The organism is Microbacterium memoriense, assembly GCF_025398275.1.
In the GTDB taxonomy this organism is placed as follows: Bacteria; Actinomycetota; Actinomycetes; order Actinomycetales; family Microbacteriaceae; genus Microbacterium; species Microbacterium memoriense.
Map to the genome: position 1 here is coordinate 65116 of NZ_JAODOR010000001.1, position 15328 is coordinate 80443.

The following is a 15328-nucleotide window of genomic DNA, read 5'->3' on the forward strand; positions in this document are numbered from 1 at the left end:
GCGGACCGTCCGGTTCGCCGTGATTGTGGAGAACCCGCCGAGAACGTGACCGGGGGAGAGGGACTCAGCCGCCGAGCGCCTTGAGCCACGCCTTGCGTGCATCGAGGGCTTCGGCCGCCTTCGCGATGGCGGCCTTGTCCTTCTTGGCTTTCGCGGCGTCCAGATCGGCTTCGAGCCCCGCGATGGCATCGCGCAGTTTCTGCGTCATGTCGTTCTGACGCGCCTTCGTCTCGGGGTTGTTGCTCTTCCAGTCGGTCTCTTCGCGCTGCTTGATGCCCTGTTCGATCTTGCGCAGGTCATCGTCGAGGCCACGTTCGACCTCGCGCGGGAAGACGCGACCGATCTCATCCCAGCGGCGCTGGATGCCGGTGAGCAGCTGACGGGCCTTGGCCGTGTCCTTCTGCTTCGGGACGGCAGCCGCTTCGACGAGCAACGCCCGCTTGGCTTCGATCTTCTCCTTGGATGCCTCGACATCGGCCTCTTCGCGACCCGCGCGGGCGGCGTAGAGGGCATCGCCGGCGGCCTTGAAGCGCGCCCAGAGGGCGTCGTCCGCCTTCTTACCGGCGCGACCCGCATTCTTCCACTGGTCCAGGAGAGCCCGGTAGTCGCCGATGCCGTCCTCACCCTTGCTGATGAGGGCCTCCGCGCGCTCCGCGAGTTTCGCCTTGCTGTCGCGTGCGGACTTGTGCTGCTCGTCGAGGCCCGAGTAGAACTCACGACGAAGCTTGTCGAGCGTCGCGCGCGCGTCACGGAATCGCTTCCAGAGCTGCTGGCCGACGGTCTTGGGCAGACGAGGTCCGTCGGCTTGGTGCTTCTGCCACTGTTCGAACAGCTCAGTGACCTCGACGGAGGTCTGCTTCCACTGAATCGACTTCGGGTCGCGGGCAGCGATCGCCTCGATGCGCTCGACGAGAACCGTGCGCTCCGCGATCGCGGCATCGACGGCGACGCGCTGCGCCTTGCTCTGCTCGGCGGACGCCTTGTTCAGCGCGGACTCCAAGCGTGCCAGGCGGGTCTCGAGTGCGGCGAAATCGCCGACCGCGGAGGCTCCGGAGACCCGTTCGCGAATGGTCTGCAACGTGCCCCGCAGTTCGGATGCCGATGCGCCGTCGCGACGATTGCGCGCCTCGAGCAGTGTCACCTCACCGGCGAGATCAAGGAACTTGCGCACGAAGTAGGCCAGCGCCTCTTCGGGCGTGCCGTCCGGGTACTGACCGACTTCGCGCCAGCCATCGCCGTCGCGCACCGAGACGGTACCGTCGATCTCCACGCGACCGAAGGATGCCGCCGACAGGGCGTCGGCTGCGGACGCGGCCGACACGGTGGGTGTGGCAGGTGCAATGGGTCGGATCGCCGACTTCGGCTTGCCTGGTACGGCGCGGGGCTTCGGCGACGCTGCGGGTGCCGGCGCGGCCGGGGCTTCCTCAAGCAGGCTATCGACAGCCGAGTCGGGCGCGGCGATGGCATCCGGTTCTGCGGGGGTCTCGGCGTCGGCCGCGGCCGGCACCGCATCGGTTTCCGGCTCAGCGGCGTCCTCGGCGACGGCTTCGGCATCCGGCGCGGCGGACTCGGAGATCTCCTCGACGACGAGATCGGCGCTCTCGTCGGGCAGAGCCTCGACAACCGGCTCGGTCTCAGCGGATTCGGGAGTGGGGACGTTAGTCACGGGTAGCACCTCGGCGCGGCGCACGCCGCATGGGGGTTTGGTCGGGTCACAGCCTAGTACGGCGGCCGATTTCAGGGGGTGGGAGTGGCAGTGGGTGTCGTGAGGGGTGTTGCGGTGGGGCTCGGTGATGTGGTCGGTTCCGGCACAGGTGTGCCGGGGCCCACCGTGTAGTACGCGATCTGGCCGCCGATGACGGCGAGGATGATCGCTCCGCCCGCGACTCCGGCGATGAGGTTGTCTCGACGTCGTCGGCGCAGGAGTCCGTCATGGAACTCCTGACGCGCCTGATAGAGCCGCGTCCGCTCCTTCGCGACACGCGATTGGTTCTTTCCTGCACCCGTCGCCACGGGACCTCCCTCGTTCCCGGAGATCCGGGGCTGCACAACGCCTGACCGAAGCCTACGTGGCGGTGAGCACGCGCGACAAAACGCCTCGCTGTCGGTGGTCGCGACTAGCCTGGACGGGTGGCATCGACATCCGCTCTCTTTCAGGGCCAGACCCCCCTGGCGGTGCGGATGAGACCGGTCTCTCTCAGCGAAGTCGCGGGCCAAGCCCATTTGTTGCGATCCGGGTCGCCGTTGGTTGCCCTCGCGGATCCCGCGGGCGCCGCCCGCACGGCGGTTTCGGTCATTCTCTGGGGCCCGCCCGGTACCGGGAAGACGACCCTCGCGCAGGCGATCGCCCGGACCTCCGGGCGTCGCTTCGTGGAGTTGTCGGCGGTGACGGCGGGCGTCAAGGATGTCCGCGAAGTCATGCAGGACGCCATGACGCAGCGTGATCTCTACGGTGCGTCGACGATCCTGTTCCTCGACGAGATCCATCGGTTCACGAAGGCCCAGCAAGACGCGCTGCTTCCCGGAGTCGAGAACGGGTGGGTGATCCTGATCGCGGCCACGACCGAGAACCCGTCTTTCTCGATCATCTCGCCGTTGCTGTCCCGCTCTCTTCTTCTGACTCTCCAGCCCTTGACCGATGACGACTTGGGCATTCTGATCGACCGCGCCGTCACCGATGCGCGGGGGCTCGACGGACGCGTCGTCTTGTCGGCCGAGGCCCGCGCGGCTCTTGTCCAACTCGCCTCGGGTGACGCCCGTCGTGCGCTGACGTCGCTCGAGGCCGCGGCATCCATGGTTCTGCCCTCATCGCGCGAAGGGGAGGACGAGGACGGGCCCGCCCCGACGATCACGGCCGAGCACGTCGCGCAGGCGGTCGACCGTGCGCTCCTGCGGTACGACCGGCAAGGCGACGAGCACTATGACGTCATCAGCGCGTTCATCAAATCGATCCGCGGGTCCGATGTCGACGCCGCCATGCACTATCTCGCCCGCATGATCGAGGCGGGCGAAGATCCGCGCTTCATCGCCCGGCGCCTCGTGATCTCCGCCTCCGAAGACATCGGACTCGCCGACCCGCAGGCGCTGCAGATCGCTGTGGCTGCGGCTGACGCGGTCGCGTTCATCGGTATGCCCGAGGGGCGCATTCCACTGGCCGAGGCGACGGCGTACCTCGCGACGACGGCGAAGTCCAACGCGGCGTATTCCGCGATCAACGCCGCGATCGCCGACGTCCGCGCCGGTGGCTTCGGGCGGGTGCCCCCGCATCTGCGCGATGCGCACTACCCCGGCGCGAAACGGTTGGGACACGGCAAGGGCTACATCTATCCCCACGACCTGGACGTCGGTGTCGCGACCCAGCAGTATCTGCCTGACGAGCTCCGGGGCCGCCGGTACTACGAACCGACCGGACGCGGAGTCGAGCGGGACATCTCGGCGAGGGTGGAAAAGATCCGCAAGATCTTGGGGGAGTGACGGTGGGGTCGCGCTGATATCCCCCTGAGGGATATAGTCCGATTATGCATCCTGTCATCCTCGGACTCCTGCTGTCGGGGCCCCTGTCGCTCTACGACGTGCAGAAGCGTTTCAGCGCGGGCTTGTCGCACTTCTACAGCGCGAGTTCGGGAAGCATCGAAAGGGCTCTCCGGCGCATCGTCGAGGCGGGTGACGCGAGCATCCACGCGGAACCCGGTAGTGCGCGGGGACGGAAGCTCTACCGGATCACCGACGCGGGCCGGATCGCGTGGCGCGAATGGATGCATGCGCCGACGCCGAGCGGGTCGGACGCCGAGACCACAGCTCTCGCGAAGGTCTTCCTGCTCGGTCGACTCGAGAATTCCGACGAGCAGCGCGACGTGCTCACCAGGATTCGCGCCGAAGTGGAAGCGTCGCACGAGACCTTGCTGAGCGTCGCGCGCACCGTCGACATCCAGGCCGCGGATCTGGATGCGGCGGCGCGGCGGCTGTTCGAGCCGCAACGAGCGACACTCGACTACGGGCTGCGCGCACACGACACCTTGCGTGCCTGGCTGGTCGAACTCGAGGAGGCGTACTCATGACCGCGGACACGTCCGTGCCCCGCAGGCGCCGGCTCTGGTACCTCGTGGCCGCGCTCGGTGCAAGCGCCGTCGCGATCCTGTTCGCCACGGTCGGTGACGGCGTGGACGTTCCGGATGCCACCGGGTTGCGCCGCGTCGTCCTCGACACGGGTCATCAACTGGTGTGGGCGCTCCTGGGCGGCGCTTTCGCTGTCGCCGCCGCTCGCGGTCGATGGTCGGGGGTCTCTCAGGCGCTGGCGCTCGGCGGTGGCGTCGTCTACCTGGTCTTTCTCGTCGCGGTGTTCTTATGGAGCTGACCGCCCTGGCGGTTGCGCTGACGATCCTCGCGGCGCTCGCGTTCCTCCAGGTCGCCGTGGCGTGCGGTGCCCCGTTCGGAAAGCTCGTCTGGGGTGGGGCGCATCGGGTCTTGCCGGCGCGGCTGCGTGCGGCCAGCGCCGCATCAGTACTCCTGTACGCCGGTTTCGCGTGGGTGCTCATCGACCGTGCGGGCTCTGCGCCCGGTGGTCTCGCGAGGATTGTCTCGTGGGTGCTTTTCGGCTACTTCTGCCTGGGCATCGTGATGAATCTCGCCTCGCGTTCGCGCGCGGAACGCTGGACGATGGCGAGTGCGTGTGTCGTGCTGGCGATAGCAACCCTGGCGCTCGCGCTGAGCTGACCCCGGTTTCGCGCCCGTGCCGGTGAGAGGATCGCAGGATGAGTGAGGCCACCGATCCCTTCGATGTGTTCTGGGCCGACGCGGATGAACTGCCCGCGGCGATCCGCGGGGGAGACAGCGGGCGCTGACTGCGCTCTGATACGCTAGAACGGCTCGAAACCAAGTTTTCGGGCATCCCCCTCTTCTGACACAGACCTCTCGGCGTGCCCCGGCGTGCAGTTTCGAGTAGGGCGAGGAGCGGGAGATACGTCCGCAGGCCGTGACAGTCACGGCCGCGTGAAGGAAGGAATACTTCGTGGCTACGAAGTCCCAGGACCGCCGCAAGGTGCGTCTGTCGCGAGCCCTCGGCATCGCGCTGACACCCAAGGCAGCCAAGTACCTCGAGAAGCGCCCGTACGCTCCCGGTGAGCACGGCCGCTCGAAGCGCAAGCAGGATAGCGACTTCGCCGTCCGTCTGCGTGAGAAGCAGCGTCTTCGCGAGCAGTACGGCATCCGCGAGAAGCAGATGCGCAACACCTTCAACGAGGCACGTCGCAAGGACGGCCTGACCGGTGAGAACCTGGTCGAGCTGCTCGAAATGCGTCTGGACGCCCTCGTGCTGCGTGCTGGCTTCGCCCGCACGACCGCGCAGGCCCGCCAGCTCGTCGTGCACCGTCACATCCTCGTCGACGGCCAGCTCGTCGACCGCCCGTCGTTCCGCGTGAAGCCGGGTCAGCTCATCCACGTCAAGGCCAAGAGTGAAGGCACCGAGCCGTTCCAGGTCGCAGCCGCCGGCGGTCACGCCGAGGTCCTGCCCCCGGTTCCCTCGTACATCTCGGTCGAGCTCGACAAGCTGCAGGCACGCCTCGAGCGTCGCCCGAAGCGCGCCGAGGTCCCCGTGACCTGCGACGTGCAGCTCGTCGTGGAGTACTACGCAGCGCGCTGACGCTTTGTCATCGCACTGCCCGAAGGGCGCCGGTTCATCCCGGCGCCCTTCGGCGTTTCCGCATAGCATGGACACCATGCAGAAATTCGCGTGGTTCGTGCTGGGCATCGCCGGTGGCTTCGTCGCCGCCCATCTGGTCAATAAAGACCCTCGCGGCCACGAAGTACTCGCCGACGTCGACTCTCGCATCAGCGAGTTCACGGATCGCATCGGCGACGCGTATCGCGCACAGGAGGCCAAGATCGACGGCCTTGTCGCCGACGTGAAGGATGTCGCCGCCGGAGCGATCGACGCCGCCAAGAGCGCCACCGCGGACGCGAAGGATGCTGTCGTCGACGGCGTCGAGTCGGCCGCCGATGCCGTTCGCGACGCTGCAGCCAAACTCACCGACTGATCACGCTCACCTGGACCGCCCCACAGGGGGGACCGGTGCCGTACGACGCCCGAGGACCACATGAAGACCGCCGAAATCGCCCAGCGCTACCTCACCTACTTCGAGAAGAACGGGCATACGATCGTGCCGTCCGCCTCGCTCGTCACCGATGACCCCGCGCTGTTGTTCACGGTGGCCGGGATGGTCCCCTTCATCCCGTATCTGAGTGGTGACGTGCCCGCGCCGTATCGTCGCGCGGCCGACAACCAGAAGTGCATCCGCACGCTCGATATCGAAGAGGTCGGAAAGACCCCCCGCCACGGCACGTTCTTCCAGATGCTCGGGAACTGGTCCTTCGGTGACTACTTCAAGGAAGGCGCGATCGGATTCGCGTGGGAGTTCCTCACCGGCGCCGAAGACGCGGGTGGTCTCGGGTTCGACCCGAAGGATCTCTGGGTCACGGTCTACGAAGAAGACGATGAGGCGCACGACCTCTGGTTGCAGCTGACGGATCTTCCCGAAGAGCGCATCCAGCGACTCGGCAAAGACACGAACTACTGGTCGACCGGGTTGCCCGGACCCGCGGGCCCCTGCTCCGAGATCTTCTTCGACCGCGGTCCCGCGTACGGCATCGACGGGGGACCTGCGACCGACGACGACCGCTACGTCGAGATCTGGAACCTCGTGTTCATGCAGTACCAGATCACGAACGTCCGCTCGAAGTACGACTTCGACGTCGTCGGCGAGCTTCCCGCGAAGAACATCGACACCGGCATGGGCCTGGAGCGCATTGCGTTCATCAAGCAGGGCGTCGACAACATGTACGAGACCGATCAGGTGCGTCCCGTGCTGGATGCTGCCGTCGCTCTCTCCGGCAAGACCTATGGTGCCGTCCATGACGACGACGTGCGCTTCCGCGTGATCGCCGACCACATCCGCTCCTCCCTGATGTTGCTTTCCGACGGAGTGACCCCCTCCAACGAGGGACGTGGCTACATCCTCCGGCGCCTCATGCGCCGCGCGATCCGGGCGATGCGTCTGCTGGGCGTGGACGGCCCGACGTTCGGCGTGCTGTTCGCGGCATCGCGCGACGCGATGAAGGAGGCCTACCCGATCGTTGAGGCGGACTACCCGCGGTTCGAGCAATACGCGCTCGCGGAAGAAGCGACGTTCCTGCGGACACTCGCGGCCGGTTCGGAACTTCTCGACGAGTCACTGACCGAGACGAAGACGTCCGGCGGCGGTCAACTATCGGGATCCCAGGCCTTCCTCCTGCACGACACCTACGGGTTCCCGATCGATCTGACGCTCGAGATCGCCGAGGAGGCCGGACTTTCGGTCGACCGGGCCGCCTTCGACGCGCTCATGCACGAGCAGCGGACGCGCGCCAAGGCGGACGCACGCTCCCGCAAGCGCCAGTTGGCCGACACGAGTGTCTATCGCGCGTTCCGGGCTCCCGGCGAGACCGTCTTCACGGGATTCACCGAACTCGAGACCGCATCGACGATCCTCGGGCTGCTGGTAGACGGACAGCCCGTGCAGCGCGCTGTCCAGGGCCAGATCGCCGAAGTGATCCTCGCGGAGACGGCGCTCTACGCCGAATCCGGCGGCCAGGTCGCCGACCGCGGCGTCATCGTCGGCCCCGGGTTCGAACTCGACGTGCTCGATGTCCAGAAGCCCGTGGCCGGCCTCATCAGCCACACCGTCGAGGTGGTCTCGGGTGAAGTCGGCGTCGATCAGCCGGCGACGAGTGTCGTGGATGCCGTCAACCGACGCGCGGCGCAGCAGGCGCACTCCGCGACGCACCTCATCCACGCGGCCCTGCGCGACACGCTCGGCACGTCCGCCACGCAGGCCGGATCGCTCAACCGCGCCGGCTACCTGCGCTTCGATTTCTCGTGGGGTCAGGCGCTGTCCGACGCGACCAAGACCGAGATCGAAGAGATCGCCAACAACGCCGTGCGCGACAACCTCCAGGTCACCACGCGGGTTCTCTCGCTCGACGAGGCGAAGAACCTCGGCGCGATGGCTCTGTTCGGCGAGAAATACGGCGAGACCGTGCGCATGGTCGATATCGGCGGCCCGTGGTCGCGCGAACTCTGCGGCGGAACGCACGTGGCCTCCAGTGCAGAGATCAGTCTGATCAGCCTCGTGGGGGAGGCATCCGTCGGGGCATCGAACCGTCGCGTGGAGGCGCTCGTCGGACTCGACGCGTTCCGCGAGCTGGCTGCCGAGCGCGCCCTGGTCTCGCAGCTGACCAGCACGCTGAAGACTCCCAAAGACCAGTTGGCCACACGCATCGCCGAGCTGACCGCGAGCCTGAAAGCGGCGGAGAAGAAGATCGCGCAGTTCGAGGCGAAAGCGCTCGGCGATCGGCTTCCGCAGCTCGTCGAGGCAGCGCAGCCCGTCGGTGCGTTCCGTGTCATCGCGCAGTCGATCGGCGCCGCCGCTTCGGCGGATGACGTGCGGACGGTCGCTTTGCAGGCGCGGGACCGCCTCGGTGCCCAGGCGGGTGTCGTCGCGCTCGGCGCAATCGTCGGCGACCGTCCGGTCGTGATCGTCGCGACCAACGACGCCGCCCGCGCTGCGGGAGCGAAGGCCGGGGTGCTCGCGAAGACCGCGGCCTCCGTTCTCGGCGGTGGTGGGGGCGGCCGTGATGACGTCGCCCAGGGCGGTGGCGCGGATGCAGCGGCTCTGCCGGATGCCTTTGCCGCGATCGTCCGGAGCCTCGAGGCGTCGGCCGCGTGAGCGGATTCCGTCGCGGAGTGCGACTGGGCGTGGATGTCGGCAAGGCACGCGTCGGAGTCGCCCGGTGCGACCCGGACGGCATGCTGGCCGTTCCGGTCGAGACGGTTCCGCGGACGGATGCGGCGTCGGCGCGCATTGCCGCGCTCGCGAGCGAGTACGACGCACTCGAGATTCTCGTCGGATTGCCGATCGGGCTCTCGGGACACGAGACGGCATCGACGGCGGATGCGCGCGACTTCGGCCGCGAGATACAGCAGGTGGCCGGCCGGCCGGTGCGCCTGGTCGACGAACGACTGAGCACGGTGTCCGCGCACGCCGCTTTGCGATCTTCTGGGCGCTCCCAGCGTTCGTCTCGTAGCATTGTCGACCAGGTCGCCGCGGTCGTCCTGCTCCAGCAGGCGATCGACGTCGAGAAGAGCACCGGTACCCCGACCGGAGAGTTGCTCCCCGATACGCAGGAGTCCGCCTGATGCCCGAATCCCCGCCGAACGACGATCAGTTCGCGGATCTGTTCCGCAAACTCCCCGACCCGAACCAGCGGGGGGCCGACGCCACAGCCGCGCCTGTCAGTCGGCGCGAAGCCCGCGCCGCGGCGCACAGCGCGCCGGACGCACCGCAGTCGTTCACGGAAGACACGGACGACGCGGAGGGCACCTCGGGCACGGAGGCCGCAGCGAGCCCGCCCAGCGCAGCGGCCCCGTCGACCGTGGCAGCCGCTCGTGATGATGCTCCACTTGCGGCGCTTTTCGTCGACGACGAACACGAACGCGAGCGCGTTGCCCGGCAGCGCCGCGACCGGCGTAAGAGCCGCATCGCCGGGTGGGTGATCTTCGGCGTCATCCTCGCAATTCTGGGCGGCCTGACCGCCGGCGGATTCGCCGTCTGGAACACGTACGAAGACAAGATCCGCGCGTTCATGGGCTGGGAAGAACCGCAGGACTACGAAGCAGGGATCGCGGAAGGCGAAGTCGTCGTCACGATCATCGAGGGCGATAACGGCTCCTCGATCTCGCAGTCGCTCTACGAAGCGGGAGTCACCAAGACCCCGACCGCGTTCTACGACTACCTCATCGACACGGCGCAGAATCCGACATTCCTCCCGGGTGCCTACAGCATCCAGCAGAAGATGACGTCGGAAGCCGCGCTGGCCGCGCTGCTAGACCCCGCATCCAAGCTGGCGAATCAGGTTGTTGTCACCGAGGGAATGACCGCCGAGCGCGCCTACGAAGCCATCGCCGCGAGCACCGACGTGACGGTGGAAGAACTCGAAGCCGCCGCCGCCGACTACACGCGGTTTGGGGTGCCGGCCGAAGCGCCGAGTATCGAGGGGTACCTTTTTCCGGCGACGTACACGTTCGATCCTGGGGTGACGGCCGATCAGGTGCTGCAGCGACTCGTCGACGAGACCTTCGCCCGGCTCGATGCTCTCGGCGTCGCGGAAAGTGACCGCTTCTCGGTGCTCACTCTGGCCGGGCTCGTACAGAAAGAGTCGGGTCCGTCGGTCGAGGACATGCACAAGATCGCACGCGTGTTCCTCAATCGCGTCGACGACGGGATGCTGCTGCAGTCCGATGCGACGGTCGCCTACGGCGCCGGGATCGAAGGCACCGTGTGGACGACCGACGAAGAGCGCGCCGACGAATCGAACCTCTACAACACGTACGTGCACGAGGGGCTCCCCCCGGGACCGATCTCCAATCCGGGGGAGGACGCGATCGAAGCCGCGATCTCGCCGGCCGACGGCACGTGGCTGTACTTCGTCGCGGTGAACCTGCAGACGGGCGAGACGCTGTTCTCGGACACGTACGAGCAGCACCTCGCGGCGGTCGCCCAGATGCAGGAGTGGTGCCGCGTCGAAGCGAACAAGCCGTATTGTGCCTGACCGCCTCGCGATCCCCGCGCGCGCGTCGCTCGAGGTCTGGGGCGATCCGATCGACCACAGCTTGTCGCCGCGTGTGCACACCGCCGCCTACACCGCGCTCGGCTGGGCCTGGTCGTACGGGCGCCGCCGCGTGGATGAGGCGGGCTTTACGGCCGAGCTCACCGAGCATGCCTCGGGCCTGCGCGGGCTGTCACTGACGTTTCCGCTGAAGGCGGCGGCGTTCGCGGCGGCCACCACGAAGGACCGCACGGCCGAGGTGACCGGCGCGGTCAACACGCTGCTGCTGACCTCGTCGGGCCCGCGCGGATTCAACACCGATGTCGGCGGGCTCGTGGCCGACCTGCGCGCTCACGGGGTGGACGGCGTTGAGCATGCCCGCATCATCGGCGCCGGCGCGACCGCGACATCCGCGCTGGTCGCGCTCAGCGACCTCGGAGTGGAGCGGGTCGAGGTCGTGGCACGCCGGCCCGAGGCCGTCGCAGCCCTGAGCGCGGTGGGGGAGCGCGTCGGTGTGGCCGTGTCGATGTGGTCGGCGGATGGCGGGGCCCCGGCATCCGTGCCGGTGACGATCTCGACCCTGCCGGGCGGAGCCGCTCTGCCGGACGAGCACGCGCACGCTTTCGCCGCCTCGGGTGGACTGCTTTACGACGTCGTCTACGGCCACTGGCCGACCGCCCTCGCGGCGGCGTGGGAACGGGTGGGGCACACCGCGATCAACGGTCTCGGCATGTTGCTCCACCAGGCGGTGCTGCAGATTCGCATCTTCGCGACCGGCAACCCGGACGAGCCCCTCCCGGACGAACCGTCGGTTGTGGCCGTCATGCGCCGCGCGCTCATGGGAGACTAGACGGATGCTCCGCGTGCTCACGGCCGGCGAATCGCACGGCCCAGAACTCGTCGCCCTCATGGAGGGACTGCCGGCCGGCGTCCCGATTTCCCGTGCGGCGATCCAAGCCGACCTCGCCCGCCGCAAACTCGGCTACGGCCGGGGCTCCCGCATGAAGTTCGAAGAAGACGCCCTCACGATCTCCTCGGGCGTGCGCCACGGGCTCAGCATGGGCAGCCCGATCGCCCTGCGCATCGGCAACACCGAGTGGCCGAAGTGGGTCGAAGTGATGAGCGCCGAGCCCGTCGAGCTGACGGATCGTTCGCGGGGCCGTGGCGCTCCGCTGACCAGGCCGCGGCCCGGTCATGCCGACCTCGTGGGCATGCAGAAGTACGGCTTCGACGAAGCGCGACCGATTCTCGAGCGCGCGAGCGCGCGGGAGACGGCCGCCCGGGTCGCATTGGGCGCCGTCGCACGCGCATTCCTCGGCGAGCTCGGCATCGGGCTTGTCAGCCACACGCTGTCGATCGGTCCGGTTCAGGTGCCCGCCGGGACGGCGCTGCCGACACCCGCCGACGTCGACCTGCTCGACGCCGATCCGTTGCGCTGCTTCGACGCGGCCACGTCTGCCGCGATGGTCGAGGAAGTCGACGCGGCTCGCCGCGACGGCGACACACTCGGCGGAATCGTCGAGGTGCTCGCTTATGGCCTCCCGCCGGGCCTCGGTTCGCACGTGCAGTGGGACCGGAGGCTCGACAGCCGACTCGCGCAAGCGATCATGAGCATCCAGGCGATCAAGGGCGTCGAGATCGGTGACGGGTTCGAGACGACCCGCCGCCGCGGATCGGCCGCGCACGATGAACTGTTCGGCGCGGACGGCGGCATCACTCGTGCCTCCGACAAGGCCGGCGGCACGGAAGGTGGCATGTCCACCGGCACCGTGTTGCGGGTGCGAGCGGGCATGAAGCCGATCGCGACCGTGCCGCACGCGCTGCGCACGATCGATGTGGCCACGGGCGAAGCTGCCACGGCGCACCACCAGCGCTCCGACGTCTGCGCGGTGCCCGCGGCCGGCGTCGTCGCCGAAGCGATGGTCGCGGTCGTCTTGGCCGAAGCCGTGTTGGAGAAGTTCGGCGGCGATTCGGTTGCCGAGACCCGTCGCAACCTGCAGTCCTACCTCGCCGCGATTCCGGAGGGGCTCCAGAGCGCCGCCGACAGCGACGACTCGCTCGGATGACCGAGTCCGCGATCGTCTTGATCGGGCCGATGGGCGCGGGCAAGACGAGCATCGGGCGCCGCGTGGCCCGGGCGCTCGGGGTACCGTTCGCTGACTCCGACAAGATCGTCGTGCGCGATCACGGTTCGATCGCGGAGCTGTTCGCACACGGAGGCGAAGCGCACTTCCGTGAGCTCGAGCGAACCGCGGTACGCGAAGCACTCGCGGGCGGCGGGGTCGTCGCTCTCGGCGGTGGCGCCGTGCTCGATGAGCAGACTCGCGCCGACCTCGCCCGGCATCGCGTCGTGCAACTGACGGTGGAGCCCCGCGTCGTCGCGGCCCGGATCGCCGGTGATGCCCGCCCGCTCGTGGCCGGCAAAGACCCCATCGCCCGTTGGACGCGCATTCTCGAAGAACGCCAGCCGATCTATGACGCCGTCGCCGACGTCACATTCGACACGTCGAGCGGTCCGCTCGCCGACATCGTCGCGAAGATCGTCGCGTGGGCTGGCGGCGATGCCGCCGTGCCCCACCTGACTACGGAGGAAGACGCATGACAGACACCACCACGATCCACGTCGCCGGTGACAGCGAATACGACATCCTGATCGGTCGCGGCATCGTCGAGGGCGTCGCCGACGCCCTCGCACCCGGCGTTCGGAAAGTGCTCATCGTCCACCCGCCGACCTTGACCGACGCGGCCGGTCGGCTCCGCGAAAGCCTGCAGGCTTCCGGCGAACGACAAGTGCTGCTGGCCGAGGTTCCCGATGCCGAACAGGGCAAGCGGGTCGAAGTGGCCGCATTCTGCTGGCAAGTGCTCGGCCAAGCCGACTTCACCCGCACCGACGCCGTGATCGGCTTCGGTGGAGGCGCCGTGACAGACCTCGCCGGGTTCGTCGCGGCGACGTGGCTGCGCGGCGTCCAGCTCGTGCAGGTGCCGACCACGGTCCTCGGGATGGTCGATGCGGCTGTCGGCGGCAAGACGGGGATCAACACGGCCGAGGGAAAGAATCTCGTCGGCGCCTTCTGGCCCCCGCGCGCCGTGATCTGCGACCTCGATCTCCTGGACACGCTGAGCGACAACGAGCGTGTCGCGGGCTTCGCCGAGGTGGTCAAGGCCGGCTTCATCTGGTACCCCGAGATCCTGGATCTCATCGAGGCCGACCCGGTGGCGGCCGTCGATCCGCGGAGCGACGCGTTCCGTCGGTGCATCGAGTTGGCGATCGAGATGAAAGCCCGCGTCGTGGGCGAGGACCTGCGCGAAGCGGGATTGCGCGAAGTCCTCAACTACGGCCATACGCTCGGCCACGCGATCGAGCACGCCGAGCGCTACCGATGGCGCCACGGCGCAGCCGTCTCGGTCGGCATGCTGTTCGCGGCGGAGCTGTCGCGATTGGCCGGACGTCTGCCCGATGCCGCCGCCCAGCGTCACCGCGACATCCTCGAGCTCTTGGGGTTGCCGACCACGTATCGCGCCGGTGCTTTCCCGCAGCTGCTCGCCACGATGCAACGCGACAAGAAGACGCGTGGTGCCATGCTGCGCTTCATCGTGCTCGACGACATCGGCAAGCCGACCGTCCTGCAGGCGCCCGACGAGTCGTTGCTCTTCGCCGCTTATCAAGAGGTCGCCGGGTGACGGCTGACGTCCGTGTGCGGCGCGTCCGGCTCCACGAGTGGCGCGAGGTCCGAGACCTCCGGATCGAGGCGGTGAGCGATCCGGACGCGGCGATCGCCTTCCTCACGTCGCGCGCGGAGGAACTCGCCCGTGACGACGCATTCTGGCGTGAGCGCACGGCCGGGGCCGCGCTCAGTGATGAGGCCGCGCAGTTCGTCGCCGAGGTGGACGAGGAGTGGGTTGCGTCGGCCACCGTGCTCCTGCGCGACGCCGGCGCCCGCGATCACCTTGACCGGATCGTCGCCGACCGACGTATCGACGTCGTCGGCGTCTTCGTCGCTCCCCGCCATCGGGGCACCGGCATCCTGGCGAAACTGTTCGATGCGGCAGTCGGATGGGCGACGGCGCACGAGGCGAACGAACTGTTCCTCGACGTCCACGCGGACAATGCCCGCGCACAAGCCGCCTACCGGAAGAACGGTTTCCTCCCCACCGGCGTCACGTTCACAAGTGCGATCGGAGCGGAGATCGAGATGCGCCGCCCGATAGGGTTCTGACGTGTCCACACCGCGTCGCCTGCTCCTCGTCAACGGGCCGAACCTCAACCTTCTCGGCACGCGAGAGCCCGAAATCTATGGCACCGAGACCCTCGCTGATGTCGAACGGATCGTCGTGGATGCCGCTTCCGCTCTCGGCTTCGAGGTGCGTGCAGTCCAGTCCAACCACGAGGGCGTGCTGATCGACGCCGTCCATGCCGCCCGCGAGGACTGTGCCGGCATCGTGATCAATCCGAGCGGGCTCACCCACACATCCGTCATCCTCCGCGATGCGCTCACGGGCGTCTCGCTGCCCGTCGCCGAAGTCCACATCTCCGATGTCTACGCCCGCGAGGAGTTCCGGCACGTCTCCTATGTCCGCGATGTCGCCGCGGTGCACGTGATCGGTGAAGGCGTCGCCGGCTATGCGCGTGCCACACGCCTGCTGATCGACGTCATCACGGGCCGCGCTGACGGCTGAACCGGCAGCGGGA

The 15328-nt window shown here is 68.1% G+C and carries 17 protein-coding genes; 15 read left to right on the top strand and 2 right to left on the bottom strand.

The features are described 5' to 3' along the window. Positions 1 to 64: 64 nt before the first annotated feature. The gene (locus N4R40_RS00335) at positions 65 to 1666 is read right to left on the bottom strand and encodes a DUF349 domain-containing protein (protein ID WP_261605374.1); all 1602 of its coding nucleotides are present in this window, start codon (positions 1664 to 1666) and stop codon (positions 65 to 67) included. Between the two features lie 71 nt (positions 1667 to 1737). Further along, the gene (locus N4R40_RS00340) at positions 1738 to 2013 is read right to left on the bottom strand and encodes a dioxygenase (RefSeq protein ID WP_261605375.1); all 276 of its coding nucleotides are present in this window, start codon (positions 2011 to 2013) and stop codon (positions 1738 to 1740) included. Positions 2014 to 2181: 168 nt separating this feature from the next. Here N4R40_RS00340 and N4R40_RS00345 point away from each other — a divergent pair, with 168 nt between their 5' ends. From N4R40_RS00345 to N4R40_RS00415, 15 genes are all read left to right on the top strand, one after another. Then, positions 2182 to 3474, top strand: a complete 1293-nt coding sequence (locus N4R40_RS00345) for a replication-associated recombination protein A (protein WP_407665802.1) — start codon at positions 2182 to 2184, stop codon at positions 3472 to 3474. A 44-nt stretch (positions 3475 to 3518) separates the two neighbouring features. Beyond that, on the top strand, positions 3519 to 4058 hold the full coding sequence (locus N4R40_RS00350) for a PadR family transcriptional regulator (protein ID WP_261605377.1): 540 nt from the start codon (positions 3519 to 3521) through the stop codon (positions 4056 to 4058). Beyond that, the gene (locus N4R40_RS00355) at positions 4055 to 4354 is read left to right on the top strand and encodes a hypothetical protein (RefSeq protein ID WP_261605378.1); all 300 of its coding nucleotides are present in this window, start codon (positions 4055 to 4057) and stop codon (positions 4352 to 4354) included. Before N4R40_RS00350 ends, N4R40_RS00355 begins: the two co-directional genes overlap by 4 nt. Continuing rightward, positions 4345 to 4713 carry a hypothetical protein gene (locus tag N4R40_RS00360; RefSeq protein ID WP_261605379.1) on the top strand — a complete coding sequence of 123 codons (369 nt, stop codon included), beginning with the start codon at positions 4345 to 4347 and terminating at the stop codon, positions 4711 to 4713. Before N4R40_RS00355 ends, N4R40_RS00360 begins: the two co-directional genes overlap by 10 nt. A gap of 295 nt (positions 4714 to 5008) precedes the next feature. Further along, positions 5009 to 5638 carry a 30S ribosomal protein S4 gene (gene rpsD / locus N4R40_RS00365; RefSeq protein ID WP_261605380.1) on the top strand — a complete coding sequence of 210 codons (630 nt, stop codon included), beginning with the start codon at positions 5009 to 5011 and terminating at the stop codon, positions 5636 to 5638. Positions 5639 to 5714: 76 nt separating this feature from the next. After that, the gene (locus N4R40_RS00370; protein ID WP_261605381.1) at positions 5715 to 6032 is read left to right on the top strand and encodes an ATPase; all 318 of its coding nucleotides are present in this window, start codon (positions 5715 to 5717) and stop codon (positions 6030 to 6032) included. Positions 6033 to 6092: 60 nt separating this feature from the next. Continuing rightward, the gene (gene alaS, locus N4R40_RS00375) at positions 6093 to 8759 is read left to right on the top strand and encodes an alanine--tRNA ligase (protein ID WP_261605382.1); all 2667 of its coding nucleotides are present in this window, start codon (positions 6093 to 6095) and stop codon (positions 8757 to 8759) included. Next, on the top strand, positions 8756 to 9229 hold the full coding sequence (gene ruvX, locus N4R40_RS00380) for a Holliday junction resolvase RuvX (RefSeq protein WP_261605383.1): 474 nt from the start codon (positions 8756 to 8758) through the stop codon (positions 9227 to 9229). Before alaS ends, ruvX begins: the two co-directional genes overlap by 4 nt. Continuing rightward, complete coding sequence (mltG, locus tag N4R40_RS00385; protein WP_261605384.1) at positions 9229 to 10641, top strand: endolytic transglycosylase MltG; 1413 nt, start codon at positions 9229 to 9231, stop codon at positions 10639 to 10641. The genes ruvX and mltG overlap by 1 nt, the downstream gene beginning before the upstream one ends. Next, positions 10634 to 11488: a shikimate dehydrogenase family protein gene (locus tag N4R40_RS00390; protein ID WP_261605385.1), complete on the top strand. Its 855-nt coding sequence runs from the start codon at positions 10634 to 10636 to the stop codon at positions 11486 to 11488. Before mltG ends, N4R40_RS00390 begins: the two co-directional genes overlap by 8 nt. Before the next feature lie 4 nt (positions 11489 to 11492). Continuing rightward, a complete protein-coding gene (gene aroC, locus N4R40_RS00395) occupies positions 11493 to 12704 on the top strand; it encodes a chorismate synthase (RefSeq protein ID WP_261605386.1) in 1212 nt (403 codons plus the stop codon). Then, positions 12701 to 13240, top strand: coding sequence for a shikimate kinase (locus N4R40_RS00400; protein ID WP_261605387.1), 540 nt, complete (start codon positions 12701 to 12703; stop codon positions 13238 to 13240). Before aroC ends, N4R40_RS00400 begins: the two co-directional genes overlap by 4 nt. Continuing rightward, positions 13237 to 14319, top strand: a complete 1083-nt coding sequence (gene aroB, locus N4R40_RS00405) for a 3-dehydroquinate synthase (RefSeq protein ID WP_261605388.1) — start codon at positions 13237 to 13239, stop codon at positions 14317 to 14319. Before N4R40_RS00400 ends, aroB begins: the two co-directional genes overlap by 4 nt. Further along, positions 14316 to 14855 (top strand): GNAT family N-acetyltransferase, encoded by a 540-nt coding sequence (locus tag N4R40_RS00410; RefSeq protein ID WP_261605389.1) that lies wholly within the window; start codon positions 14316 to 14318, stop codon positions 14853 to 14855. Before aroB ends, N4R40_RS00410 begins: the two co-directional genes overlap by 4 nt. A gap of 1 nt (position 14856) precedes the next feature. Beyond that, positions 14857 to 15315, top strand: a complete 459-nt coding sequence (locus N4R40_RS00415) for a type II 3-dehydroquinate dehydratase (RefSeq protein WP_261605390.1) — start codon at positions 14857 to 14859, stop codon at positions 15313 to 15315. Positions 15316 to 15328: the final 13 nt, after the last annotated feature.